General features: G+C 47.8%; 23 protein-coding genes. 6 read left to right on the plus strand and 17 right to left on the minus strand.

Annotation, left to right across the window (positions count from 1 at the left end; all coding sequences use genetic code 11):
• Positions 1-26: 26 nt before the first annotated feature.
• From IC229_RS20205 to IC229_RS20240, 8 genes are all read right to left on the minus strand, one after another.
• On the minus strand, positions 27-1505 hold the full coding sequence (locus IC229_RS20205; RefSeq protein WP_190888824.1) for a sulfatase family protein: 1479 nt from the start codon (positions 1503-1505) through the stop codon (positions 27-29).
• 113 nt (positions 1506-1618) lie between these two features.
• Positions 1619-2206 carry a DUF4142 domain-containing protein gene (locus tag IC229_RS20210; RefSeq protein ID WP_190888825.1) on the minus strand — a complete coding sequence of 196 codons (588 nt, stop codon included), beginning with the start codon at positions 2204-2206 and terminating at the stop codon, positions 1619-1621.
• A gap of 84 nt (positions 2207-2290) precedes the next feature.
• Positions 2291-3190, minus strand: a complete 900-nt coding sequence (locus IC229_RS20215) for a flavin reductase family protein (protein ID WP_190888826.1) — start codon at positions 3188-3190, stop codon at positions 2291-2293.
• Between the two features lie 62 nt (positions 3191-3252).
• Entirely contained in the window at positions 3253-4503 is a 1251-nt protein-coding gene (fahA, locus tag IC229_RS20220) for a fumarylacetoacetase (protein WP_394355967.1), read from the minus strand.
• 31 nt (positions 4504-4534) lie between these two features.
• Complete coding sequence (locus tag IC229_RS20225) at positions 4535-4975, minus strand: MarR family winged helix-turn-helix transcriptional regulator (RefSeq protein WP_190888828.1); 441 nt, start codon at positions 4973-4975, stop codon at positions 4535-4537.
• 82 nt (positions 4976-5057) lie between these two features.
• Entirely contained in the window at positions 5058-5792 is a 735-nt protein-coding gene (gene phhA / locus IC229_RS20230; protein ID WP_190888829.1) for a phenylalanine 4-monooxygenase, read from the minus strand.
• A 75-nt stretch (positions 5793-5867) separates the two neighbouring features.
• Positions 5868-6989, minus strand: coding sequence for a 4-hydroxyphenylpyruvate dioxygenase (gene hppD / locus IC229_RS20235; RefSeq protein WP_190888830.1), 1122 nt, complete (start codon positions 6987-6989; stop codon positions 5868-5870).
• 87 nt (positions 6990-7076) lie between these two features.
• Positions 7077-8246, minus strand: coding sequence for a homogentisate 1,2-dioxygenase (locus tag IC229_RS20240; protein ID WP_190888831.1), 1170 nt, complete (start codon positions 8244-8246; stop codon positions 7077-7079).
• Between the two features lie 246 nt (positions 8247-8492).
• On the opposite strand from IC229_RS20240, the gene IC229_RS20245 reads away from it, so the two are divergent.
• The gene (locus IC229_RS20245; RefSeq protein WP_190888832.1) at positions 8493-9395 is read left to right on the plus strand and encodes a nucleotidyltransferase family protein; all 903 of its coding nucleotides are present in this window, start codon (positions 8493-8495) and stop codon (positions 9393-9395) included.
• A 275-nt stretch (positions 9396-9670) separates the two neighbouring features.
• Here the strand turns inward: IC229_RS20245 and IC229_RS20250 are convergent, their stop codons facing one another.
• From IC229_RS20250 to nusB, 7 genes are all read right to left on the minus strand, one after another.
• Positions 9671-11338 (minus strand): amidase, encoded by a 1668-nt coding sequence (locus tag IC229_RS20250; RefSeq protein ID WP_190888833.1) that lies wholly within the window; start codon positions 11336-11338, stop codon positions 9671-9673.
• A 48-nt stretch (positions 11339-11386) separates the two neighbouring features.
• Positions 11387-11995: a dephospho-CoA kinase gene (gene coaE, locus IC229_RS20255; protein ID WP_190888834.1), complete on the minus strand. Its 609-nt coding sequence runs from the start codon at positions 11993-11995 to the stop codon at positions 11387-11389.
• A gap of 87 nt (positions 11996-12082) precedes the next feature.
• Positions 12083-12778 carry a YbbR-like domain-containing protein gene (locus tag IC229_RS20260; RefSeq protein ID WP_190888835.1) on the minus strand — a complete coding sequence of 232 codons (696 nt, stop codon included), beginning with the start codon at positions 12776-12778 and terminating at the stop codon, positions 12083-12085.
• Positions 12779-12870: 92 nt separating this feature from the next.
• Complete coding sequence (gene yajC, locus IC229_RS20265; protein ID WP_190888836.1) at positions 12871-13188, minus strand: preprotein translocase subunit YajC; 318 nt, start codon at positions 13186-13188, stop codon at positions 12871-12873.
• A 90-nt stretch (positions 13189-13278) separates the two neighbouring features.
• Positions 13279-13722, minus strand: coding sequence for a DUF1573 domain-containing protein (locus IC229_RS20270; RefSeq protein WP_190888837.1), 444 nt, complete (start codon positions 13720-13722; stop codon positions 13279-13281).
• Between the two features lie 157 nt (positions 13723-13879).
• The gene (locus IC229_RS20275) at positions 13880-14182 is read right to left on the minus strand and encodes a YtxH domain-containing protein (protein WP_190888838.1); all 303 of its coding nucleotides are present in this window, start codon (positions 14180-14182) and stop codon (positions 13880-13882) included.
• Between the two features lie 117 nt (positions 14183-14299).
• The gene (gene nusB / locus IC229_RS20280; protein ID WP_190888839.1) at positions 14300-15436 is read right to left on the minus strand and encodes a transcription antitermination factor NusB; all 1137 of its coding nucleotides are present in this window, start codon (positions 15434-15436) and stop codon (positions 14300-14302) included.
• 253 nt (positions 15437-15689) lie between these two features.
• On the opposite strand from nusB, the gene IC229_RS20285 reads away from it, so the two are divergent.
• From IC229_RS20285 to IC229_RS20295, 3 genes are all read left to right on the plus strand, one after another.
• On the plus strand, positions 15690-17471 hold the full coding sequence (locus IC229_RS20285; RefSeq protein WP_190888879.1) for an ABC transporter ATP-binding protein: 1782 nt from the start codon (positions 15690-15692) through the stop codon (positions 17469-17471).
• Between the two features lie 112 nt (positions 17472-17583).
• Positions 17584-18852, plus strand: a complete 1269-nt coding sequence (locus tag IC229_RS20290; protein ID WP_190888840.1) for an AAA family ATPase — start codon at positions 17584-17586, stop codon at positions 18850-18852.
• A gap of 2 nt (positions 18853-18854) precedes the next feature.
• Entirely contained in the window at positions 18855-19595 is a 741-nt protein-coding gene (locus tag IC229_RS20295; RefSeq protein ID WP_190888841.1) for an HNH endonuclease family protein, read from the plus strand.
• A 10-nt stretch (positions 19596-19605) separates the two neighbouring features.
• Here IC229_RS20295 and IC229_RS20300 read toward each other — a convergent pair whose 3' ends face one another.
• Positions 19606-21792, minus strand: a complete 2187-nt coding sequence (locus tag IC229_RS20300) for an alpha-galactosidase (RefSeq protein ID WP_190888842.1) — start codon at positions 21790-21792, stop codon at positions 19606-19608.
• Positions 21793-21897: 105 nt separating this feature from the next.
• Here IC229_RS20300 and IC229_RS20305 point away from each other — a divergent pair, with 105 nt between their 5' ends.
• A complete protein-coding gene (locus IC229_RS20305) occupies positions 21898-22287 on the plus strand; it encodes a hypothetical protein (protein WP_190888843.1) in 390 nt (129 codons plus the stop codon).
• On the opposite strand, the gene IC229_RS20310 is transcribed toward IC229_RS20305, so the two are convergent.
• On the minus strand, positions 22282-23307 hold the full coding sequence (locus IC229_RS20310) for a glycosyltransferase family 9 protein (protein WP_190888844.1): 1026 nt from the start codon (positions 23305-23307) through the stop codon (positions 22282-22284). The two genes, IC229_RS20305 and IC229_RS20310, sit on opposite strands and share 6 nt — an antisense overlap.
• A 43-nt stretch (positions 23308-23350) precedes the next feature.
• Here IC229_RS20310 and IC229_RS20315 point away from each other — a divergent pair, with 43 nt between their 5' ends.
• A complete protein-coding gene (locus IC229_RS20315) occupies positions 23351-24586 on the plus strand; it encodes a M16 family metallopeptidase (protein ID WP_190888845.1) in 1236 nt (411 codons plus the stop codon).
• Positions 24587-24689 lie beyond the last annotated feature (103 nt).

The raw sequence follows: 24689 nt of genomic DNA on the forward strand, positions 1-24689 counted from the left end.
GGCGGCCGACTGACGACTATCGACTATTATTCATGTTTCCATTTCCCCCGCCAGGGGTCGTTCGTCATTTCCTGCGCGTTTTTCAGAGAAGTCAGCAACGTAGCAAAAACTGTTTTATACGTAGCATTTTTCGCCAGATTGCTACGTTCCTGCGGGTCTTTCTCTAAATCGTAAAGTTCGTATGCGGGCCGGTGTTCATACGCCTGACGAGGCCGTGGGCCATACTGACTTCTGCCTGATTTTATAAAGCCCTGCCACGTAGCGGAAGACCATAAATCGGCAGCAAACGGGAATGGCAGTGGGTGCGCCAGATTGTGAATAAGCTTATACCGTTTCGTTACGATTGACCGCATGGGATAATACATAGTGACCTCGTGAAAGGTGTGCGATAAAAACAACGTATCGGCATTACGTAGCGCGGCTCCATCGAAATAGGGTTTCCAGGATTTTCCGTGAAAAAACGACGTAACACCCCGTTCGCCAAATTCACCACCGCCAGATGGTCGTTCGGAATTGGCTAACACTGCCGGGTTTAGACCCGCGTAGTCAAGAAGTGTCGGTGCTACGTCGACCCACGAAACCAAGTCGTTGCAAACCGTTCCTTTCTGTTTGGAAAATGGATTACGCACGATGAGCGGCAAACGAACGCCGGGTTCGTAATGCGTCGTTTTGGCACCGGGAACGGGCATTCCGTTGTCGGAAAGGTAGATAACAATGGTATTCTCGGCCAACCCTTTTTCTTTCAGCAAATCCAGCAATCGACCAATACCCTGATCCATGCGCGAAACGGATTGATAATATTGAGCTAGTTCGGCCTTCGTTTCAGGCGCATTGGGTAGAAAAAACGGTACGTTGAGGGAGTCTGGCCCATAGACAGTCTCGCGTACGCCCTCATGACCGTTTGGCAGATTCCCATGTGGATTTGCCTTGTACGGCAGTTTGTCGCCGTTGCCAGACCGGTGTGGGTCGGTGGGGCAGAAATAAAGAAAAAAAGGCTTGGCTCCTGCTTTCCCCGGACGGTTTTCTTCCAGAAAAGCAGCGCATTGATTGGCCATCTTTACAGGGTTACTACCATCTTCGTCAAGGGCATTGTCGAACGGATAGGACGTAGCGGGTGCTACGTGGTATTTGCCAATACGTGTCGTTACGTAGCCGGCCTCATGAAGCATAGCCGGCATCGACTTCAATTCTTCATGCGACCGAAAATGATGTGTAGCGTGCGCAAGACCGTACTGACCGTTATTGTGGTTATGTCGCCCCGACAGCAATGTAGAACGGCTCGGGCTGCACGACGACGTACTGGCATAAGCCCGCGTAAACCGGACACCGTCCTTCGCCAACTGATCTAAATATGGCGTTTTCACTTGCTTATTCCCATAACAGCCTAGCGCCGTCCGATCATGGTCGTCGCCCACAATCAGTACGAAATTGGGTGTTGGCCGGTTTTGCGCTATTGTGAATCCGGTTTGAAGAACGAGAAGCAAGTGAAAAACGATACGTGTCATCAGAACCGGGATTTAGCAGATTTAGGGATTAAAACAGATTTGTTTTCGCTTTTTTGAAGCGCATAATTAAAAACAAAATCCGGCAAATCCCTAAATCTGCTAAATCCCGGTTCTTAATTCAGTACGTTCTTCAATTCTCGGGCTCGTTCTTTGTGCTTCTTATCGTCTTCGAGAATTTTTTTGGCGAACGTTTTGGCTGCATCGGTAGGGGCGCTGTCTTTGAGATCGTCGGCGACATCGATGGCGTCGTCGTTCGTGCTTGCCATATAATCGAGGTACTGGATGTCGAATTCTGTACCGGCTGTCATGCCTGTTAGTTTACCCAAATGATTTTTGCTTTTGTTCGATAAGGTAGTGGGCAACGTTACGTTCATCTGCTTGGCCAGCGTCTGAAGCTGACGGTCGTCCTGCTGGTGGTCGTTCATCGTCGACTGGGCAAGGGCTCTTACTTCGGGGTTGGTGGCTTTTTTGAGCGCTACTTTGCTGAATTCGTATTCCGTAAGGCTCGTATTCGCCAGCATGACCATGTATTTCGTTACGTCCTTCGCTTCTTCTTTGGCATCGCTGCCAACAGCAACTGCTTGTTTATCAATACGTTCCTCATTGATCTTGTTGGCGTTTTCAGTACTGTCTTTCGATGAACAGCCAGCCGCGAAAATTAGACCAATAAGTAGAATCGCTGAGGGGAGATAGGTTTTCATACCACAGGTTTGTTGTGTTATGTATATGAAACCCAAACGGGCCACCCTTGTTCTGAAAGACAGGTTATCACTACGTTAGGGCCGCTACGTTCCCGACTGAAGTAGCGTTAACCAGGCGTCGTGAACGTTGTTTTCGGCTAGTAACTGCTTGGCGCGAAGGTGCAGCAAATCGGGGAGGTATTGACAGCCGTACTCAGCTTCTTCAAACAACGTATCGAGTACACCCGAAGTCCGAAAATCACGGATTTCGTCGAGAGTTGGCAACGTAGTAATACTTCCTAGTTTTCCTAAATCGTTGCCGGTTAAAATGGCGCTGTTTCGAATGTTGGCAGGAATCTGATCCACACCAATACCAATGCGGGGCCGGGGTACTTCAAACAAAGCATCGCCTTGGGCGTGACAGTACCAATCGGCTCCCATACGAGCAACGAGGTCGATTTTATGTGGGTCAATCACGCCAGACGTATCGAAAATATCATCACGGAAATGCGCCATTACGATCTCACAAATGACCAAATGGCCCGCGCCTGGCGAATCCAAACTGGTGGTATTAGTCGCGATAATTTGCTTCACCACGCACTCATACGCTGCGGGCGATTCGGCGACTCTTGGCGGCTTAATACGATCGGAAGGTACGGCTGTGAAACCCGCTTTTTCAAACTCGTTGACCCCCCGTTCAAATTCGGCGCTCGCCAGCGACATCTGCTGCACCATCGAGTAGTTCACAATATTGATGACCACTTCGCCTACTTCTTCCAGATTCAGCAGGCTGTGTTTTTTTTGCCCATGTCGGTTAATGGTTGGCGTGAAAATGAGGGTGGGCGGGTTGTATCCGGCAATATTGAAAAAACTAAACGGACTTAGATTTACAATTCCCTGAGCATCAATCGTACTGGCAAAGGCTATCGGACGCGGACCGATGCTGCCAATCATGTACCGATAAAACTCGTTGGGCTGTAAATCCTGTGGATTGACGGTTTTCATTCAATAAGCGAAAGAGTAAATGAGCGAACGAGTGAACGAGTGAATGAGTGAAAGAGCAGCCTTCACAAATTCGCGCTTTCGCTCTTTGTATAAATCGTTCCTGTTACGTCGCCAAGCTCAGTGCGAACTCCATTTTTGAGGCCGTAACCACGTAGCGTTATCGTATCGCCGTCGTTCAGAAACGTTCGTATTTCTGTGGGTGATACGTTCAAAGGACGTTGCCCGTTCCAGCTAAGTTCCAGCAACGAACCGAACGTATCAGGTTCCGTACCCGAAATCGTACCAGTCGCCACTACGTCGCCAATGTTCAGGTTACAGCCGTTGACGGTGTGATGGGCAATCATTTGGGCGAAATTCCAATACAGATGCCGTGCGTTGGATGTGCTGATGCAAACGCGTTCTCCGTTCTCCGTTTCCAGCCAGACTTCCAAGGCCAGGTAGAAATGACCGGGCTCCTGAACTTGCAGATAGGGTAGGGGAACTGGCTCCTGCACTGGGCCTTTAATCCGAAACGGCTCTAGTGCTTCGAACGGCAGTACCCAGGCTGATATACTTGATGCGAAGTTTTTTCCCAGAAAAGGCCCCAGTGGCTGATACTCCCAACGCTGAATATCACGCGCCGACCAGTCGTTGAACAACGTAACGCCAAAAATATAATCCTCAGCTTCTTCAACCGAAATTGGTTCTCCCAACGTACTGCTTTTACCAATTATCAACCCCAATTCCAGTTCAAAATCCAACGCCTGAGACGGTCCGAAAACGGGTTGTTTATCTGGTCCCAAAAACTGCCCCTCTGGCCGACGAATTGGCATTCCAGACACAACAATGGACGACGCTCGACCATGATAGGCAACGGGCATATGTCGGTAATTTGGCAATAATGGGTCGCCGTCGGGCCGGAACATACGCCCTACGTTTTCGGCGTGATGGATACCTGCGTAGAAATCGGTGTAATCGCCGATACGTATCGGCAAATGCATCTGCACGCGGGAGTTATGAATAAAAACCTGATCACGTACTTCGGCAAAACCCTGTTCGTCAGTTAGTAACGTAGTGATACGTTGCCAGACGGCTTGATGGATGGGTTCTCCTAAAGCTATAAAATCGTTCAGAAACGGCTGGGCAAAAATGGACGTATCGACGGAAACATCAGCGAAATAGCCCAGCAATGCCACTACGTCGAGATCGAGTACATAATCGCCGTGTTTAAACCCAACGCGGGGCGAGCCGATGTCATAACTGAAAATACCGTACATGTTTTTAAAGAGCGAAAGAGTGAATGACCGGGCCGCCGGAGCGGTGAAAGAGAGAATTTCCCGGATGACTTTTCGCTCTTTCGCTCATTTATTCTTGACTAATATTCGTATAAATCGAATCCATGATGCGGACGAAATGTTGATAATCTTCTTCGCTGAGGTTGCCCCAGCCTTTACGTCGCATGGCCGATACAACGGGTAACACCTCGTGGTATTTGGCTTCACCCGCTTCGGTCAGGTAAACCAGAAATTTACGTCGGTCGCTGTCGGCCATCCGTCGTTCGCTTAAGCCCTTCTGACTTAATAAGTCAATAATTCGCGTAACGGTGGGTGCATCTTTGGTGGTCATCTCCGAAATCGTATTCTGACTGATACCCGGATTTCGGAAAAGATGGTCGATCACAACCCATTGATCAACGGTCAGGTCGAAACCGGCGTCGTTGAACTGCTTTTGCAGAGCGTTGCGAATCTTCTTTATCGTGGTATCAATCTTGAAAAAGTAAGCACGCGTATCGGATGGATGCGTCACGAGTTAATGGCTAATGAATAATGTATGATAAATAATGTCCAGTCAATGACCAGCTTGACTGTTCAAAATTATTCATTATCCATTACACATTAGTCATCGGAAGCAGTTTGTTCAGTTCGGCTTCAATTTCGTCGACCGAATGATAGAGTTGTTCGAACGACTCGATGACGAAATAATGCTTCTGAAAATGGTCGATGATGTATGGCGTTTTGAGCAACGTTTTCACGTCATAAGGTAACCGGTTAGGGATGGTACTATACAGGCTGTAAGCCGTTTCGCCCACCGACGATAAAATGCCGCCACCGTAAATACGTAGCACTCCTTCTTCCCGAATCAGGCCAAATTCAACGGTGTACCAGTACAGCCGCGAAATCATGGCGATGGCTTCGTCGCTGTCGATATGACGTAGCGCGATCTGGCTCAAAGCGGCCAGGAAATCGCAAAAAGCCTGATTCGACAGCATTGGTACGTGTCCGAACGTATCATGAAACATATCAGGTTCGGGCAGATACTCCAACTGATTCCGTCGACGTAGCCAGGTTGTAGCTGGGAAATTGCGATTGGCCATCAACTCAAAAAAATCACGGTTCGGAATCAGGCCCGTTACCGCGTGTACGTGCCAGCCCGTCAGTTTCTTCAACCGGGGATTTAAATCCTGTTCAAAATTCGGGATACGGTCGGCCCTGAAGCCCGTAGCCGCAATGCCATCCAGATAAGCCTGACTGGCTTTCCCGGGCAACTGCGCTAGCTGCCGCTCGAACAATAGCCGCCAAACGGCCTGATCGTCAGGGGTATATTTGGAATAGGTCTGTTCCATGTTTAAAGAGTGAAAGAGCGAATGAGCGAAAATGAGCGAAAGAGTGCTGGAACTGGAAATACGCTCTTTCGCTCATTATAAGGTTCCCCGCAACGCTTGTTCGCGTTCTATGGCTTCGAAGAGGGCTTTGAAATTACCTTTCCCGAACGAACGGGCACCTTTTCGCTGAATGATTTCGAAAAACAACGTAGGACGTGGGCAAACTGGCTTCGTGAAAATCTGAAGCAGATAACCTTCGTCGTCGCGGTCGGCTAGAATATTGAGCGAACGTAACGTAGCGATTTCTTCGTCGATGTGGCCGATACGTTCGCTCAACTGATCGTAATACGTATCGGGAACGCTCAGAAACTCAACGCCCCGGTCGCGGAGAGCGATTACGGTTTCCACAATATTGTCGGTCGCAACGGCAATGTGCTGAACACCCGGTCCACCATAGAAATCCAGATACTCTTCAATCTGCGATTTCTTTTTGCCCTCGGCGGGTTCATTGATCGGAAACTTCACCCGGCCGTTGCCGTTGCTCATTACTTTGCTCATCAGGGCTGTATACTCCGTCGAAATATCTTTGTCATCGAACGAAACCAGTTGCTGAAAACCCATTATGTCGTGGTAGAAAGCCATCCACTGGTTCATCTCGTGCCAGCCCACGTTACCGACCATGTGATCGACGTATTTAAGACCAGCATCTGTCGGCTGATACGTTGGCTCCCACGCTACGTATCCCGGCAGAAACACGCCCGAATAATCGTTACGTTCGACAAATACGTGTACTGTATCGCCGTAAGTATGAATGCCCGAACGTACTACGTAGCCATAATCGTCCTGTTCATGGGTAGGCTTCAGATATGGTTTAGCACCCCGCCGAACGGTTTCGTCAAACGCTTTCCGGGCATTATCAACCCAAAGCGCTACCACCCGAACACCGTCGCCATGCAGATCAAGGTGGCGCCCGATTTCGGTATTTCCATGAAGGGGTGACGTAAGCACCAACCGGATTTTACCCTGTTGCACTACGTACGATTCGCGGTCGCGCAGGCCCGTTGCCAGACCTGCATGTGCGACCGGCTGAAAACCAAAAGCTGTCTGAAAATAATGAGCCGACTGTCGGGCGTTACCAACGTAAAGCTCCAGATAGTCAGTGCCGTTGAGCGGCAAAAAGTCGTCTAATTTGGGTTCTAAGAGGTCTAATGCTTCCATGTTTGTTGATGTCGAAGAACGTAGCCTGGGCGGCCACGTCTGGTTATGAAAAGGTTCAAATTCACCCGGACGTGGCCGTCCAGGCTACTACTCCAGCCACGATTTATAATACTTTCCGTCGTCGATTTTCAATGCCTGTTCCGTCACCATCAGTGGCCGGAACGTATCGACCATGACGGCATATTCCTGGGTTTCTTTCTTACCGATGCTACGTTCCATGGCACCCGGCGCCGGTCCGTGCGGAATGCCGCCGGGGTGCAACGTAATGTGGCCGGGCGCGATGTCGTTTCGGCTCATGAAATCCCCATCGACGTAGTAAATCACCTCGTCGGAGTCGATGTTGGAATGATTGTAAGGGGCAGGAATAGCCAGCGGGTGATAGTCGTACAAACGGGGCACAAATGAACACACTACGAACGTATCAGTCTGGAACGTCTGATGCACCGGTGGCGGCTGGTGCACGCGGCCGGTAATAGGTTCAAAGTTGTAAATCGAAAAAGCGTAAGGGTAATTGTAGCCATCCCAACCCACTACGTCGAACGGGTGCGACGCGTAAACCAGCGAATGCAACGAGCCCTGTTTCTTGATTTTTACCAGAAAATCGCCGGTTTCGTCGTGTGTCTCTAGTTCGCCAGGGCGTACGATGTCGCGCTCGCAAAAAGGCGCATGTTCGAGTAATTGCCCGAAATGATTACGATAGCGTTTCGGCGTATATATCGGCGAGTGCGATTCTACGTAGAGCAGTCGCGTTTGCTCCTGATTATCAAAATCAATCTGATAAATCATACCACGTGGAATCACCAGATAATCACCCTGTTGAAACGGAATATTACCGAGCAACGTCCGTAGCTTGCCGGAGCCGCGATGCACAAAAAGCAACTCGTCGGCGTCGGCGTTTTTGTAGAAATACGTAGTAAGTGATTGGCGTGGAGCCGCCAGTCCGAAAATCAAATCATTGTTGGCTAGTAGCGGAACCCGACTTTCCAGAAAATCATCGGCGGGTTCAACGTTAAAACCAATCAGTTTCCGCGACAGCATATTTTTTGCAACCGCCAGCTTTGGCGCTACGTCGACGCTTTCCAGCACTTCGCGGACCATCGTAGGTCGGTGCACATGATACAACAACGACGACATGCCATCGAAGCCAATCGTACCAAATAACTGCTCGTAATAAAACGCATCGCTACTGCCCGCAGGTTTCGGAAACTGCGTGTGCCGCTTGGGCGGAAACTGGCCGAGAGCGTGATAGAATGGCATTTCGCTACGTGTTGATAATATTAATTGCTATACTAACTATTGTTTAGCGTACAATTATACTAACAACGAAATAAATAGCATATTGTTTAGGAAAAATTTTATTTAACGATGAGTGAAAAGGGTGTGACACAGAGATACGCGGAGAAAAATAAACCCTCTGTAAATCTCTTTTTACCTCTGTGTATCTCTGTGTCATAACTATATCGCTAATTTTGGCCGGGCAAACTATTTCTTTGTAACCTCAATATGCAACCTACGCTTCTGATTTTGGCCGCCGGTATGGGCAGCCGTTATGGTGGTATTAAGCAGCTCGACCAGTTCGGTCCGAACGGCGAAACCATTATGGATTATTCCCTTTTCGATGCTGTCCGGGCTGGTTTCGGGAAAGTTGTGTTTATTATCCGCGAAGAACTTCGGGAGGATTTTGAAGAAGTTTTTGGTAAAAAACTGGCCGGAAAGATTGAGGTCGATTATGCCATTCAGTCTCTTGATTCCTTTGTGCCGGAAGAAGCGGGCGAGGTGAAACGTACCAAGCCCTGGGGAACCGGCCATGCCATGTTGTGCGCCTGGCATCATACGCAAACCCTTTTTGCCGTAATCAATGCCGACGATTTTTACGGCCTCGAAGCGTTTCAGCTAATTGGCGATTTTCTGAAAAATGATACAGATGACCAGCTTCACGCCATGGTGGGTTATGAATTAAGAAATACGCTATCGGAAAATGGTTCTGTGTCGCGGGGGGTTTGTCGGGTGGATGCAAACGACCATTTGCTATCGGTAGTTGAGCGAACAAAAATCTACGAGCAGGAAGGAAGTAAACGTATCGTTTTTGAGGAAGGCGAAAATCTTACGTCGCTCTCGCCCGATACGCCGGTTTCGATGAATTTCTGGGGTTTCAAACTAAGCGTTTTCCCCTTGGTGAAGCACCAGTTCGAGAGTTATGCGATGGCTAATATCAACTCACCCAAAGCCGAATTTTACATTCCAACCGTGATGACCAACCTGATCGAAACCGATACAGGTCATTGCAAGGTATTTCGGAGCCAGTCGGCCTGGTTCGGCGTTACGTATCCTGAAGATAAAGCCACCGTGCAGTCAGCTCTCCAGAAGCTCCACGACGAAGGCGCTTATCCCGATAAATTGTGGTAAACAACGTAGTGATACGTCTAGTCACGAATAAAAAACCTCGCTGATATTTGGCGAGATTTTTTGTTCGCGAAGCTATTTCAATTTCTAAAAACAGGTCAAAATGCGCATTTTTTGTCATTCTGAGGAACGAAGAATCTTCACGTATCTAAACCTGAGAGTAAGCATGCTTCAAGATTCTTCGTTCCTCAGAATGACAAAAAAACTATCCAACACTTATCTGGTTCGGCTTTGCGCGATACGTTCAGCTTTACGTTCGCTACGTTGTGTTACTCAAGCTACTGCAGAACCGGATGTTTTTTGTGCCACGACGTAGCGTCCTGATAAGCTTTGGCGATGGCCAGCACTTTCCCTTCTTCAAACAGTTGCCCCATAAACGTAATACTGGTGGGCAGGTTCTGCTTGGTAAAACCATTGGGGAGCACTACGCATGGATGGCCTGTTAAATTCGTAAGTGCCAGATTGCCACCGGCATAAGTTGGTGATACGTATACGTCAATTTTTGCAGCTTTAAGCTGAGCGGCCATTTCGTTGATGAGTTTGGTACGTGCCCGGTTGGCCTGAATGTACTCAACAGCCGGAACAAACCGCGACGACCGAAACGAATTCGGCCAGGCATTTTTTGTCTGACGAGCTAATAAATCATCTCGACCGGAACGGGTGAGCTCATCGAATGATGCAGCCGCTTCTACTCCGAGCAGAAACGAAATTCGGCTGGCCGGAACGCCCGTTGGCAAATCAAAAGGCATGAGCTCGGCACCTAAATTACGTAGTGTTTGGAGAGTAAGTGAGTCGGTTGCCCGATTGGGATAATTGCTCTCGAACGCTTTCTTAACGTAGCCGATCCGAACGCCTTTCAACGTAGCGAGGGGAATGTAGCGGAACGGTGCTGCCATTACGGTCGGGTCGTTGCCGTCGGGGCCATAGATGGCGTTGAAAACCAGCGCGCAATCCTCCACCGAGCGGGTAATCGGCCCGATTTTATCCATGCTCCAGCTCAAAGCCATCGCGCCATGACGACTGACGCGCCCGAACGTAGGACGTAGCCCCGTAGTGCCGCAAATGGTTGACGGTGAGACAATTGATCCAAGTGTTTCGGTGCCGATGGCAAACGGCAACAAACCCGCCGATACGCCCGATGCTGACCCTGCCGACGAGCCACTGGAACCATTCTCCGTATTCCAAGGATTACGGGTTTTCCCCCCAAACCAAACGTCACCCATCGCCAAAGCGCCCAATGTCATTTTGCCACACAAAACGGCTCCGGCTGCTTCCAATCGCTGAATAACTGTAGCATTCATGTGGATGGTCTGGTCTTTATAAGGTTCGGCTCCCCACGTGGTTTTGTAGTCTTTAGTTGCCAGCAAATCTTTGGCACCATACGGTATTCCGTGCAATGGCCCTCGGTACTTTCCGGCTTTCAACTCGGCATCGGCGCGCCTGGCCTGACTTAGCGCTAATTCGTCGGTTAAGGAGATAACGCAGTGAAGTTTAGCGTCATATGTTTTAAGCCGATTCAGAAAAAACTGCGTCAATTCGACCGACGAGATCTGTTTTGTCCGAATAAGCTGGCCTAATTGTCCAACGGTGTAAAAAGCCAGTTCGTCGCGGTTTTTAGGTAGCATTACCTTTTCAGATGCCGACGCTTTAAACGACGACGGACCCGTAGGCATAACAAAACCCGCTGGCAGTGGATTGAAATACAAGGCTGGTGCTACGTCGTTGGATAACTCAATTTTACGTAGTGCTTCGTAATTCTGGCGGGCATTGTTCAGATTATCGAGCATCGAATCACGCTCCGCCGGAGTAAATTCCAGGCCAAACACCTGAGCCGCCACTTCGACCATATTGGACGTAATGGGCTTTTGCGTATCGTCGTTGTTGATGAATGCCCCGAGCAGAAAACTACCGATGCAGGCAATGATTAAAAGAGAGAATTGTTTCATGATTCAGGCTATTCAGAAGTGATAGCCCAAATTACAGGAATGCTGGCATTAAGCCGATTGCATCCGTAAAAATTCTTCGTGCAGCCGAATAATCTGAGGTAAGAGTAATTGCTGTTCGTCGTTCTGTACTACGTAGTCGGCGATACGTAGTCGTTCATCATCACTTACCTGACGTTCAATGATGTGCAGGATTTCTTCCCGCGAACGGTGCGGGTCGCGCTTGTGAATGCGCTCGATACGTAGGTCGAGGGGCGCGTGTACGACAATTACTTTATCGAGATTATTGCCATCGCCAGCCGCCTTCATTATGGCTGCTTCTTTAATGACGTAAGGCTTGCCCACTTGTTGACTAACCCACAAATCGGTATCCGCAAAGACACGTGGATGGATGACACCATTTAGAGCTTTCAGCAACTCAGGGTCGGCGAACACCTGCGAAGCCACCCAACCCCGATTGTAACGCCCCAACGTATCGTAAGCGTTAGAACCCAATACACGGCTGATGTCCGCTTTCAGGATTGGGTCATGTTCTGTCAGCCATTTGGCGCGTGAATCGGCTTCGTAAACTGGAATACCCAACGCCCGAAACACCTGGCAAACCAAACTTTTACCAGAACCAATACCACCGGTTACGCCAATCTGGAAAGGAAGATTCATAGGTGAAAGAGCGAAAGAGCGGAAGAGTGAAAGAACCTACCGGACAGTTTTCCGCCGGATGGCTTTCACTCTTTCGCTCTTTCGCCATTATTTTATCGGTGATAACAATTCGCCCACTTCAAAACTGACGGCAACCCGGTCGGCGCTGGCGTGGAGGAGGGGGTGACGTAGCGATATGAGCGGAAGTTCTTCGTCATAGTTATCCACAATACGTTTTCGGGGAATTTTGACCAGTATCGTATCCGGCAGACCACGTACCAGTTTGGCCGGGCCTTCTATCTGAATAGTTCTGGGCGTCAGGTTGATAACGCTCGACACAACGTAGCGCGGAGCCAGATTGATGTGCAGACTATCAGCTCTCAGTTGAATTGTTTTAGTCAGGCGACGGTCAAAGCTGATTTCCATCGTATCGGCAATGACGTGGTTAACGTGCAATTTTTTGACATATTCGGTTATCGCTGCCGCCAGCGATGCTGTATTAATAGCCGTTGTCTGCAATGGATGGTCGACTACGTAGTTAATCGGATCGACCCGAAAAGGTAACCACGAATGCCGAAGAAGTCCCCAGCCATCGCTCGATACGTTTACACGGACGGTACGTGGCAACGGGGAGGTCGGTATATACAGCGAATCGTTATAAACAAACCGAATCGGATACTCTACGTTGAGGGTATAACCCGGTTTGTTCAGTGCACTCAAAAACCAAAACAACGTAGCCGCTCCCACACAAAGCAGGGCTTTGGTAGGCTGAAATCTGCGGACGTTTTGCGTGTGCGTGTTCACAAAGGGGCAAGTTTCGAGTTCCAGGTTCCAGGTTTCATGAGCCAATTATAGGGCAGAAACATGGCGCTTGAAACAGAGAGCAACCTGGATAACTACTTCGCGTCTTCGGCTGGTTTAGCCGACGCTTCGCGTGAGATGGATGTTTTCTCGAACGTCATTTTTACACCTCGGTCAACTTCGAGCGTAACGGTCGTGCCGTCAACAGAAGCAATTTTACCATGAAGACCGCCGATGGTTACTACATTGTCGCCCTTCTTAAGGTTATCGACAAAACTTTTCTGGTCTTTCTGCTTTTTCTGTTGCGGCCGAATCATAAAAAAGTAGAAAATACCGATGATGCCAATCCATAGCAATACGTTGTAAATCATAGACGTATTGGAACTAGCAGCTTGTAAAAGAATGGAATACATGGGAGCCTGAGTTAAACGTGTTTACTATTTTCGGTTGAGCTTAAATTGGAAATACAAACCTACAGAAAACGGTAAACTATCCTGGGTTAATTATTTGGATGCCGGTTTGGGATTGACCATAGCCTTAAAATGCAGGTCGGTCATGGAAGGTTCGGTATTGGCAAAAACGGTGATGGTTTTATTCTGCTCGCCACTTTTGCCCCGGCTGTTGAACCGCACACGTACTGACGATTTCTCGCCAGGTGGAACGGGCTCATGCGGCCAATCGGGAGTTGTACAACCACAGGAAGCCGTAATGTTATTGATGATCAGTGGAAACTCTCCCGTATTTTTAAATGCAAAAACATGCTCCACGGTGTCGCCTTCGGTGAGTGTACCGAAGTCGTAAATATCTTTTTGCTCAAAAGTAATCTTCGGCATTTTCCCGGAAGCTGCCTGCTTCGAAGCTTCTCCCTGTTGCCGGTTATCGCAACTCATCTGGCCAATACCAATGGCACTAACAACTGCTACGAACAACCAATTCTTGACGTACATTTCTTTTGGGTTATAAGGTTGTAAAACGGTCCGCTGTAGCGATTATAAAGTTATAAGGATAAAAAGTTGTAAAGTTTGGCTTGAAGCCCATCAACTCTACAACCTTATAACTCTACAACTTATAACCGCTACGGCGAACCGTTTTACAACTCACCAATTATGCGTTTTGCTGTTTGATTTGGGCCATTAGCCGGTCTACATCTTCCAGCAATCGTTCGGCTTTTTCGCGGGCGTCGTTCACAACACGCTGCCCTTCATTTTTCGATGAGTTTTCGGGCAAATCGGCGGACTTCCCTAAATCATCGAGCAACTGATTTATCTGCTCCCGGTATTTCGACAACCGGAACGAAAGTCTATCGCGGGTAATTTTCCCCTTATCAGGTGCATAGAGCAAACCAAGGAGCGATCCGACAGCAATACCCGTTAATAAAAAGGTTAAATCTCGGCCAAGTCTGTTCATGTTACTACAATTGTAAAGTTATAGGGTTACCGAGTTGTATAGTTTCGAGTCAGGAGGATTACACGGCTAAGTAGCGTAACCAACTTTACAACTCAACAACTTTACGACTTTATAACGCTATTTATTGTCCAGCAACCCACGTCCACTTTTGCGCAAACGGCCCGAGGCAAGTAATTTCTCGGACAGGTTGTCTAAGATACCATTGACAAATTTACCGCTTTTGGGCGTACTATACGCCTTTGCCAGCTCGATATATTCGTTAATCGTTACTTTCACCGGAATGTTTGGAAAACTAAGCAATTCACAAACAGCCAGTTTCAGAATAATCTTATCAAGCATCGCTACGCGCTCTACATCCCAGTTCTGGAGCTGGTCGGTCAGCAATTGTTCGTATTCGGCCTCGTTCTCCAGCGATTTCTGAAACAACGTATTCAGAAACAGCTCATCTTCTTCCCAATCGTCGGTCAGCGGTTCGAGTTGCAAACCCGTTGCACTGTGTACCGACTTCAGCGTGCGAATAGCCAGCCCCCGTACAACCTCACTGTTTTCTGCCCAGCTCAGATCAATTTCGGCCAGATGATCACGTACTGTTTCGTGCTTGAATATCAAAGTTCTAAGCACGTATTGTGCCAATGTTTGATCTTCTTCGGCGGTATGATTTTTCTGTTCACAATAGGCCCGATACGTATCGTCGGTTTTCAAAACTTCACGTACCACTTTCCGCACGAAAGACACATCGTCGGCCCACGTAATGTTGTGACGTAGCGCTTCGTTACGTAGCGGCTGATACGTTGCCAGTGCCTGAATAACCGTATTATCGTTCAAATCTGACTCGAAAGGGAATGGGGTTTCGTCGGGGTCGCGATAGGTACGCTCGCGGTCGATACGTGCCGCACGTCCCAGATCGACTACCAACAGGAGTACCCGCAAATAATCGTCGTAAATACCGTTGACCTGTTTCACCATCATCTGCGCGAGGTGTGTCCGATCTCGTTTGGTACGTGCCTGATAGAAAACGTAGCCGTCATTAGCCGCTTTGAGCACCTGTATGGGCGCGTCGTTATCCTGAGCGGGCTGATTCGATTTAATGGCTTCCTGAAAGAGTACTTCGGCCAATTTTCGGTAGCCTTCGAGTTGCCGTTTATTCTGGGGCTCCATCGAATTCAGATTGGGCTGGAAGAGGTCGTTGATGCCATCGAGGGCTATTTGTTGATTAGAGAATTCGGCCTGTCGGAGCGCATATAGCGCCTGCATGACCTTTATTCGAAGTAGTCGCCTGTTGAGCATCTGCCTGAATCTGATATACTACCGGGATGAAAAAGAACTGATTTTGGTGCAAATTTAAGAAAAAAGCGTGAATGAGCGAAAGAATGAAAGAGCGCCTGCCGGATGGTATTCGCTCTTTTGCTCAGTCACTCCGCATCGGCGGTCCGCTTTCGCTCTGTAAAGGGCCTGCAACTTTTCCCGACCCCCTGTGGTTACGAAAAAAAGCCTGCTACGTTACCTCGTGAAAGCCCTCGCCTATCTTAATAAATACCTGGTCAAGTATAAATGGTATTTAATACTGGGAACCATTTTTACGGCCATTTCCAACCTGTTTGGTATTTTCCCCGCACAGCTCGTCCGCTACGCCCTTGACCTGGTCCGAGAGACGCTGGATGTGTATTATCTCTACGATCAAACGGCACTGCAATCGGGCTTGTACGAGGTGTTCGCCTTCAGCATTCTGCTTTTTGGCGTGATGACGTTGGTAATGGCGTTGCTGAAGGGTTTCTTTCTATTTCTGGTACGTCAGACGCTCATCGTGATGTCGCGGCACGTAGAGTATGACCTTAAAAATGAGATTTTCGACCATTATCAGACCCTTCCACTCAGTTTTTACCGCCAGCACAATACCGGTGATTTGATGGCCCGGATTTCGGAAGATGTGAGCAAAGTGCGGATGTACATTGGACCGAGTATCATGTATGGTCTGAACCTGATTGTGCTGTTTATTCTGGTTATCAGCTACATGGTTAGCATCAATGCTCGACTGTCGCTCTATGTTCTGCTGCCACTGCCGATTCTGTCAGTAGCCATTTATCTGGTTAATAACATCATTATCCAGCGATCTGAAGAAATTCAGCGGTCGTTATCGCGTTTGTCGACTTACGTACAGGAAGCGTTTTCGGGAATACGGGTGCTGAAAGCGTTCGTGCAGGAATCCAATTCGGCAGCCAAATTCGAGGTAGAAAGCGATGAATACCGGACTAAATCGCTCGGTTTAACACGTATCGATTCGCTCTTTTTTCCCATTATCGCCATTCTGGTCGGGCTGAGTAACGTACTGGTAATTTACGTGGGTGGTCAGGAAATTATAGCTGGCCGACTGACGCCAGGCAATATTACCGAGTTCATTCTCTACGTCAATATGCTGACGTGGCCCGTGATGGCCCTCGGCTGGACCACCAGCCAGACACAGCGGGCGGCTGCTTCACAGCAACGTATCAACGAGTTTCTGAATATCAAAACCGACATTGTTTCACAGAAAAATATCCAGCACGTTATCAAAGGCGAGGTTAAATTCAAAAACGTTCGATTCGTTTACCCGGATTCTGGAATTGTAGCGATTAAAGATTTCTCGATGCACGTTCGGGCGGGCGAATCGGTAGCCATTTTGGGTACAACGGGTTCGGGTAAAAGCACCCTCGCGAACCTGCTGACCCGTATGTATGACGTATCGTCGGGCGAAATCCGCATTGATGATATTCCTATAAAAGACTACAATCTGACTTCACTACGTGAGCAGATGGGATACGTACCACAGGACGTTTTTCTGTTCTCGGAAACCATCAGCAACAACGTTCGTTTCGGCAAACCCGAACTTCCGCAAGAACGCGTGGAACAGGCGCTACGTGACGCCGACCTATACCAGAACGTACTGGATTTCCCGGAGCAGTTTGACACGCGCGTAGGTGAGCGGGGTGTTACGTTATCGGGTGGGCAGAAGCAGCGGTTGAGTATTGCTCGTGCCATCGCCCGTGATCCGAAAATTCTGATTCTCGACGACTGTCTCTCGGCGGTGGATACCAACACCGAAAACATCATCCTGAACAACCTGCAACGTATCATGGCCGACCGAACATCGGTAGTGATTTCGCACCGCGTCTCCTCCGCCAAACTCGCCGACCACATTATCATGCTCGACGACGGCGAAATCATCGAACAAGGCACCCACGACGAACTCATTGCCCTGAACGGCGCTTACCGCGAACTGTACGAAAAACAGTTACAGACGGAGGAGGTGTAGGATAATTTACGGATTACGATTTTCGATTGGGCGAAGATAGTTGGTATCTTCGCCTTTTTAGTAGCCTGGACGGCCACGTCCGGGTCAGCGCAACGCTGAGAACATTAAAAATATGGCTACAGAAAATCCCCGCGTCTGGTTCAAAAGTATTTTACTTGAAAATACCCGTTCGTTTGGCACTAAACAGACGGTTAATTTTACTGATAAAGATGGGCGGGCCGCGCGTTGGAATGTAATCTTAGGCGATAACGGGACAGGAAAGACTACGGTCCTAAAGGCGCTGGTATGCTCAGTAGATTTTCCTGAATCTGTACTCGCAGGTTATGCAATTATAGGTTTATACGATTACTTTATAAGAGATTTAAGTTTACCCGCAGCAGGCTTCATTAGTGTAATAGAAAGAAAAGAAGGAGAAAACTACACGGAAACTTTTACAGGTTTAGATCTTCCTGGTCGCTTTGAATCTGACACTATTAGTTTTTCTGTACCATCATATTTGTATGATACTAAAGAAAAATCGCAATCTCACCAACCATTAGTTTTCGGGTATGGAGCAGCAAGAAGGATTAGTAGCGTTCCTACGACTGATAACAATGGTCTACTATTTGAGACGCTGTTCAATGAAGATGCTGACTTAATTAATGCAGAAGCATGGATTCTACAAGCTGAATATGTGGCTTTAAAAGAAACGAAGTTTGATCTCAGATTTCGCCTAGTTAAGAATATTTTACTTAAAATATTCCGTGAGGAAGTTAGCCAAATTACCACTAATGCCACTTCTGGAGTTCCTAAAGTCTTTTTCAAAACACATTATGGTAATGTACGCTTCCATGAACTAAGTCTTGCGTATAAAACGCTTATGGCTTGGGTAGTTGATTTTGCTAAAGGGTTATTTGATCGCTACCCCAATAGCGAAAACCCTCTCGCCGAACCCGCCGTTTGTTTAGTCGACGAAATTGATTTGCATTTGCATCCGAAATTTCAACGTACTATTATTCAATTTCTCACTGATACGTTCCCGAATACGCAGTTTATTGTCACAGCACATAGTCCATTGATTGTACAATCAGCGGAGGACGCGAATATTATTTTACTGAAACGGGAAGGTGATGAAACCCACGTAGCAGATGGTATAGACGTACATAGCTGGCGTATTGACCAGATTTTGAGCAGTGATTTGTTTGGAGGAGTAAGTGCGCGTCCCCCAGAAACGGAAAATAGAATGCAGCGACGGCGAGCTTTACTACTAAAAGATAAACGTACTAAGAAAGAAGAACAGGAATTAGCTCAGCTAGAAGAAGACCTTGGCCAACTTACAGCGTCTGAATCAAAAGAAGCACTAAAGGCGTTAGAATTAATCGGAAAAGCATTGAGCAAGTAGCTGTGATTAAAATTGATAAGTCCAACGTACCAATTCCAGCAGTTTTAGGCCCGAATGGGAACGGAGAGAAAGCAATAGAAAAATTAAGAACAGCATTTGATAACGGCGATACGTCTTTTGTTTTCAACAAGAAAATTTATGGACATTCAACAGTTAAAGAAGCCTTAAAGAAAATTCAACATAATAAATGCTGTTTTTGTGAAACTAGCATTACGCATATTTCACATGGTGACGTTGAGCATTTTCGTCCGAAAGCAGGCTATCAAGTTGATGAAAAACAGGAGTTAGTAAAACCTGGCTACTATTGGTTGGCCTATGATTTCGCTAACTTATTTTTTTGCTGTCAGGTGTGTAATCAGGTTTATAAGAAAAACTATTTTCCGTTAGCCGATGAGACTAAGCGGGCCAATTCTCATCGGGCCGACATTGCGTTAGAGGACAGCTTAATCTTAAATCCGGCATTGGATGAAATAGTAGAACATTTAATGTTTGATGCTGAAATTATTAAGCCTAAAAATGGTTCGCAGAAAGGTGCTGAAACTATAAAGCGTACTGGTTTGAACCGAGAGTTTTTATTGAAAGAGCGCTTAGAGCATCTGAAAAAACTACGTTTCTTAGAATGTATCGTCCTCAGAAATGGAGAACAAGCTGATGAAATAAAAGCCGCTTTTAAAGAATGGGGTAAATCAATGAGCCTATTCTCCGCTATGGTACGAGCAAACTTTCCTAAGTTGGTAAAGTAGTCTCGGTACGTTACTCAATGACCCACCAGCCATAGCTTTCGGGAGCTATTTCAACCGGTAATTCTACTTCATAATTTCGATTCAACCGGTATGATTTGGTCTTCCCTTCACTCTGCCGTATCATCGCCGTTTCGCTAAGACCGGTGTAGTAGAGAGGCAACCTAATGATACGTGAAATCTTTGTTTTCAGTGGGTTAAACAGCATGACCAGCCCTTTCTGTTTCTGACCGGATGCTACGTGTAGAAATCCATCCCAGTCGCGACCGTCGGGACGGCGCAGGTGAATCAGGTCGGCGTTGAGGATTGAGCGGTATTTTTTGTACCAGTCAATAACCTGCTTCACAGTATGTTTCGTTACGTCGGTATCGTATAAACGCGGTCCTCGGTAACAGGCCTGCACGCCAGCGCCGTAGTACTGCATCATTAACTGCTCATAATCGGATAAATGTTCGCTAAGCGGTTCCAGAACGGCTTCGGGACCACCGCCCTGATATTTGGTAAGCGGCACGAATCCCCAACCCATCGCCGGGGTTTTCTCCCAGGTTGCGTCGAAAATATTCTGACGATTCAGGAGTTTCTGCTGATCGCGGGAGAGTGAAAAATTGACTTCCCGATAACCAAGCGCAATCTTGTTCGTGCCATCCATGAAATACCAGTCGGGCGCGTTGATATAAACACCTTTTTCGTTCAGAAAGTGGTAAAAGCCTTTCTGCATTTCCATCTGAACCCACTGCGAATCGTCGAGTCCTTTATGGCCCGCATGTTTGGTCGATGCGCAAACGTCGCCGGGGTAGGGGCCATCATGTTCCAGCAGGTCGAAGCCAGTTTCGGTGATGAATTTTTTCAGTTTGTTCAGGTAATTGATCCCCCATTGGCTAGCCAGACAGGGAGCTTGCCCAAAAAACGCACCTTTATCGGGAAGTCCGGTTTTTGGGTCTATTACGTCGGTTTCATCATCGATACGTCGACTGCTGAAGAGTGAGTAACCACCAAGTAAAATGCCCTTGCTGTGGGCATAATCAGCCAGCGATTTAAATTTCTGAATGTTTGCCTCGCTGACATCTTCCATGTTCAATCCACTCCCAAAGCTTAAAATCACCATTTCATAACCTGTTTCAACGCACTGGTCTATAGCCTGTTTCACCGTGCTGGGTTCGGTGCTGACGAGGTGCATAAAAATGGGATTCTGTGTTGTCCAGGGAGCCACCGTTCGGTAAAAACGACGTCGGGCGAGGCCATTACGTTCGCGGTCGTGGGAGTCCAGCAAAAGTTCGTAGCTACGTATCGAAGTATAAGTTTGACTGGATTCTAACGTAGTACCAACACCGAGCGTGGGGTAAACTTCCAGCAGGCAGGGCGTTTCATAGTTGTAATTGACCTGCGACGTATATAACGAATCGGTTTTCCAGTGCGTCGCCTGATCTGACAGGTCGTAACGCATGGCGTTGTTGAAGGCGAAGTTATTTTCAACGTAGAGCTTTTGTGGCTTTTTCATCTGATCGGGCTTGCCAACCACTGCCGATTCTTCTTCCGGCGTCGCCAGAATCTCGTTAACAACCTGATTGATAGATAGTGATTTTCCACTTTTATTCTCAATACTTACCCATTTGCACAGCGCCGAAATACCATCGTAAAGAACGTAGTGAACCGATACGTCTACGCCCTGTAATTCAGGCAAACCAGAAGCGAAAAGCAGTGTAAGTTCCTGACCTGTTGGCTGCTTCGGATTCGAAACCCAGGTTCGTGGTTGCCAGTTGATGTATGGTTTCGGAGACGTAACGGTGAACGATTTGAACTGGAAATCTGCCGGATTGGCGGTGAACGTATCGAGCCATTCTTCGCGCAGGTAAGCGTGTTCTTTCTGACCGTATAATCCACCGATCTGATACGTCTTTCTATTCAGCACCAACCTGGCTTCAGGACGTACTGAGCGTACAAACTGCTCATTCGTAACCAGATGCTGAAAATCGACCGTCGCCAGATTTGGCGCAATCCGAAACCGGCGCGTAATTAATCCATTCGACAGCACTAAATCTTTACCGCCATTGGCCTGAAAAACAGCCGCTCTCTGCGGCACCGACGTAACGAGCCAGTCGCCTTTGAACGCGCTACGTTGATAAACTGGTAAGGAGTTAACTTGCCCGAAACACTTAATTGCCAGCAGCCATGTAACGATTACAACATAAATACGTCTCATGGTTAGGAAAGGTAAATCAACGTAACGCTTACCCGATTGAAAGTTTGTCAGTGAATAAAGTAACCAGTTTTTTGCTTGCTGTAGAATAGTAAATAGATTTGACGCATGAAAAACGAGGAACGAATTTTAGAGTTAATAGCCGAAACCCTTCGTAGTATTGACCGGCATAGTGAACAATTTGAGCGGCTTGAAGCAGAAGTAAAACAGATTAATGAACGCCTTGATCGTCATCAGCAGCAGTTTGACCGTCAGCAAGAGCAACTTGAGTATAATCAGGAACAAATTGATGAAAAACGTGAACAAATATGGACGGTACTCAGGATGATGGAGAAGCAACAGAAGCGTTTAGATAATCATGGAATCGCAATTGAAAGCCTCCAGGAGCGCACAGAATTCATTCACCAAAGTTCACTTGAGCAAGTGAAGGCGTACCGGACCATGACCGAATTACTAATGCATCAAAATCAAATTCTACGTGATAAAGGGATTTTATAAATCCAGTTTCGCCAGTTCCTCCACCTGAATTCCCCACGCGCACCGAAAATGCCCCAGCGGACACGCTGCCCGACCGTGTAAACTACAAGGCTTACAATCCAGTTTTTCAGGTGTCTGTACCACACGCGATACGTCGGCTAGCGGCCCGAAGCCAAACTCGGGTACGGTTGAGCAAAAAATGGCCGTCGTTGGCGCGTTCATCGACGAACACAAATGCAGTGGAGCCGAATCATTGACGTAATTCATTAAAGCATTTTGTTGCAGCGCAGCCGATTGCAGCAAACTTAACTTCCCCGCCAGATTTACTACAGATTCACTACGTCCGGTTGCCTGTCGAATGGTTTCGCAGGCTGTGGTATCGGTGGGAGCGCCCAATAAATACACCGCTACGTCTTCGGGCAGTGCCTGAATCAACTCTACCCATCGTTCGGCAGGGTACTGTTTCGTGAACCAGACCGACATCGGAGCCATACAAACGAAACGTTTCTGCTGATACGTTTTTACGGCGTTGTAGTCGGCCATCGACGGATACAATCTGGGTCGAATTTTCTGTTGAATTGTAGCCGCTCTGTTTTCATCAAGCGCTTTCAGTAGGCCAAAGTTTCGATCTACTTCATGTACACCCGGCTCGAAACGATGTGCAACCCGATGCGTAAAAAATCGGGAGAATGGATTTTTATCAAAACCGATTGTCTGTTTCGCACCCGATAAGACCGTCAGCATTCCCATCGTTCCGTAGCGTTGTAGATTCAGGACCGCATCATAATTCCGGGCGCGAACGATACGTAACAATCGCCATAAATCCCGATATTTGGTGCCCTTTTTGTGCCAGATTAATACGTCGTTCAGGAACGGATGATTGGCCAGTAAGCCCTCGTTTCCTTTACGTACCAGTACGTCGAGCGTAGCGTCGGGCCAGGCTGTGTGCAATTGTTCGAGCAACGCTGTAGCCAGAATGACGTCGCCGATAAAAGCGGTCTGGACAATCAGGAACCGGGGCGAAGAGGTTGCGGTTATCATTAGTACGCTTACTAGGTCGTTACGACTGCGTAAATTGTTAAGAATGGAAGATTACGAAGTATATACTCTGCCTAACGGCATTCGAATTGCGCATAAACAAATCCCTCACACGCAGATCGCTCACTGTGGCATCATGCTCGACATTGGGAGCCGCGACGAACTGCCACACCAGCAGGGACTGGCCCATTTCTGGGAGCATATGGCCTTCAAAGGTACGGAGAAACGAAAGTCATATCATATCATTACCCGACTGGAAACTGTCGGGGGTGAATTGAATGCCTATACCACCAAAGAAAAAGTTTGTTTTCATGCGTCGGTGTTGGGAGTTCACTTCGAAAAAGCGACTGAACTCCTCGCCGACATTACGTTCCATTCAGTATTTCCTGAAAAGCAAATCGAGCGCGAGCGGGACGTTATTCTGGAAGAGATGGCGATGTATTATGACTCGCCCGAAGACGCTATTCAGGACGATTTCGATGAACTGGTTTTCCCGAATCATGCCCTCGGCGGTAATATTCTGGGTACAACGGAAACTGTCGGCTCTTTTCGGCGCGAAGACCTCCAGCGATTCATTGCCGAGAATTACGATACCAGCCGGATTGTTTTCGCGTCGGTGAGCAAGTTGCCGTTTACGCAGGTCGTGAAAATTGCCGAAAAATATTTCCGCGACGTACCGGCCCAACAAGCAGCCCGCCAGCGGAAAACGCCCACGGATTACGTGCCACGTCAGACGAAGGTAGAACGGCCTATTACGCAAGCACAGTGTGCATTGGGTCGCCCGGCATATGGTTTGACTGATGTGCGTCGGTTGCCGTTTTTCATGCTGGTTAATCTGCTGGGTGGCCCCGGCATGAACTCCCGGCTGAATCTGAATCTGCGCGAAAAATACGGTCTGGTTTACTCCATCGATGCCAGCTATACGCCTTATCTGGATACCGGCTTTCTAGGCATTTATTTTGGGACTGATCCTAAAAAAGTAGAGAAGGCAAATGCGCTCATTATGAAAGAGTTGAAGCGTTTACGTGAGCAACCCCTTACTACGTTGCAACTGCATCAGACGAAGGAGCAATTGATCGGGCAATTAGCGATGGCCGAAGAAAGTAACAACAGTTTCATGCTGATGATGGCCAAAAGCCTGCTCGATATTAACCGGGTAGAAGCACTGACCGATATCTTCAACGACATCAAATCCGTTACGTCTGCTCAACTTCAAGATTTGGCTCAGGAAGCTTTTCAGGAAGATCAGTTTAGTTCGCTGACGTTTGTGCCCGAGAAATGAGTCGTTAGTCAAGAGTAAAAACTGTCTGAAAACCCCTAAATCCCCTAATGGGGACTTAGCTCACCCTTGAACAAAGTCCCCTTTAGGGGGTTTAGGGGTTTCT

The organism is Spirosoma profusum, assembly GCF_014699005.1.
Lineage (GTDB): Bacteria > Bacteroidota > Bacteroidia > Cytophagales > Spirosomataceae > Spirosoma > Spirosoma profusum.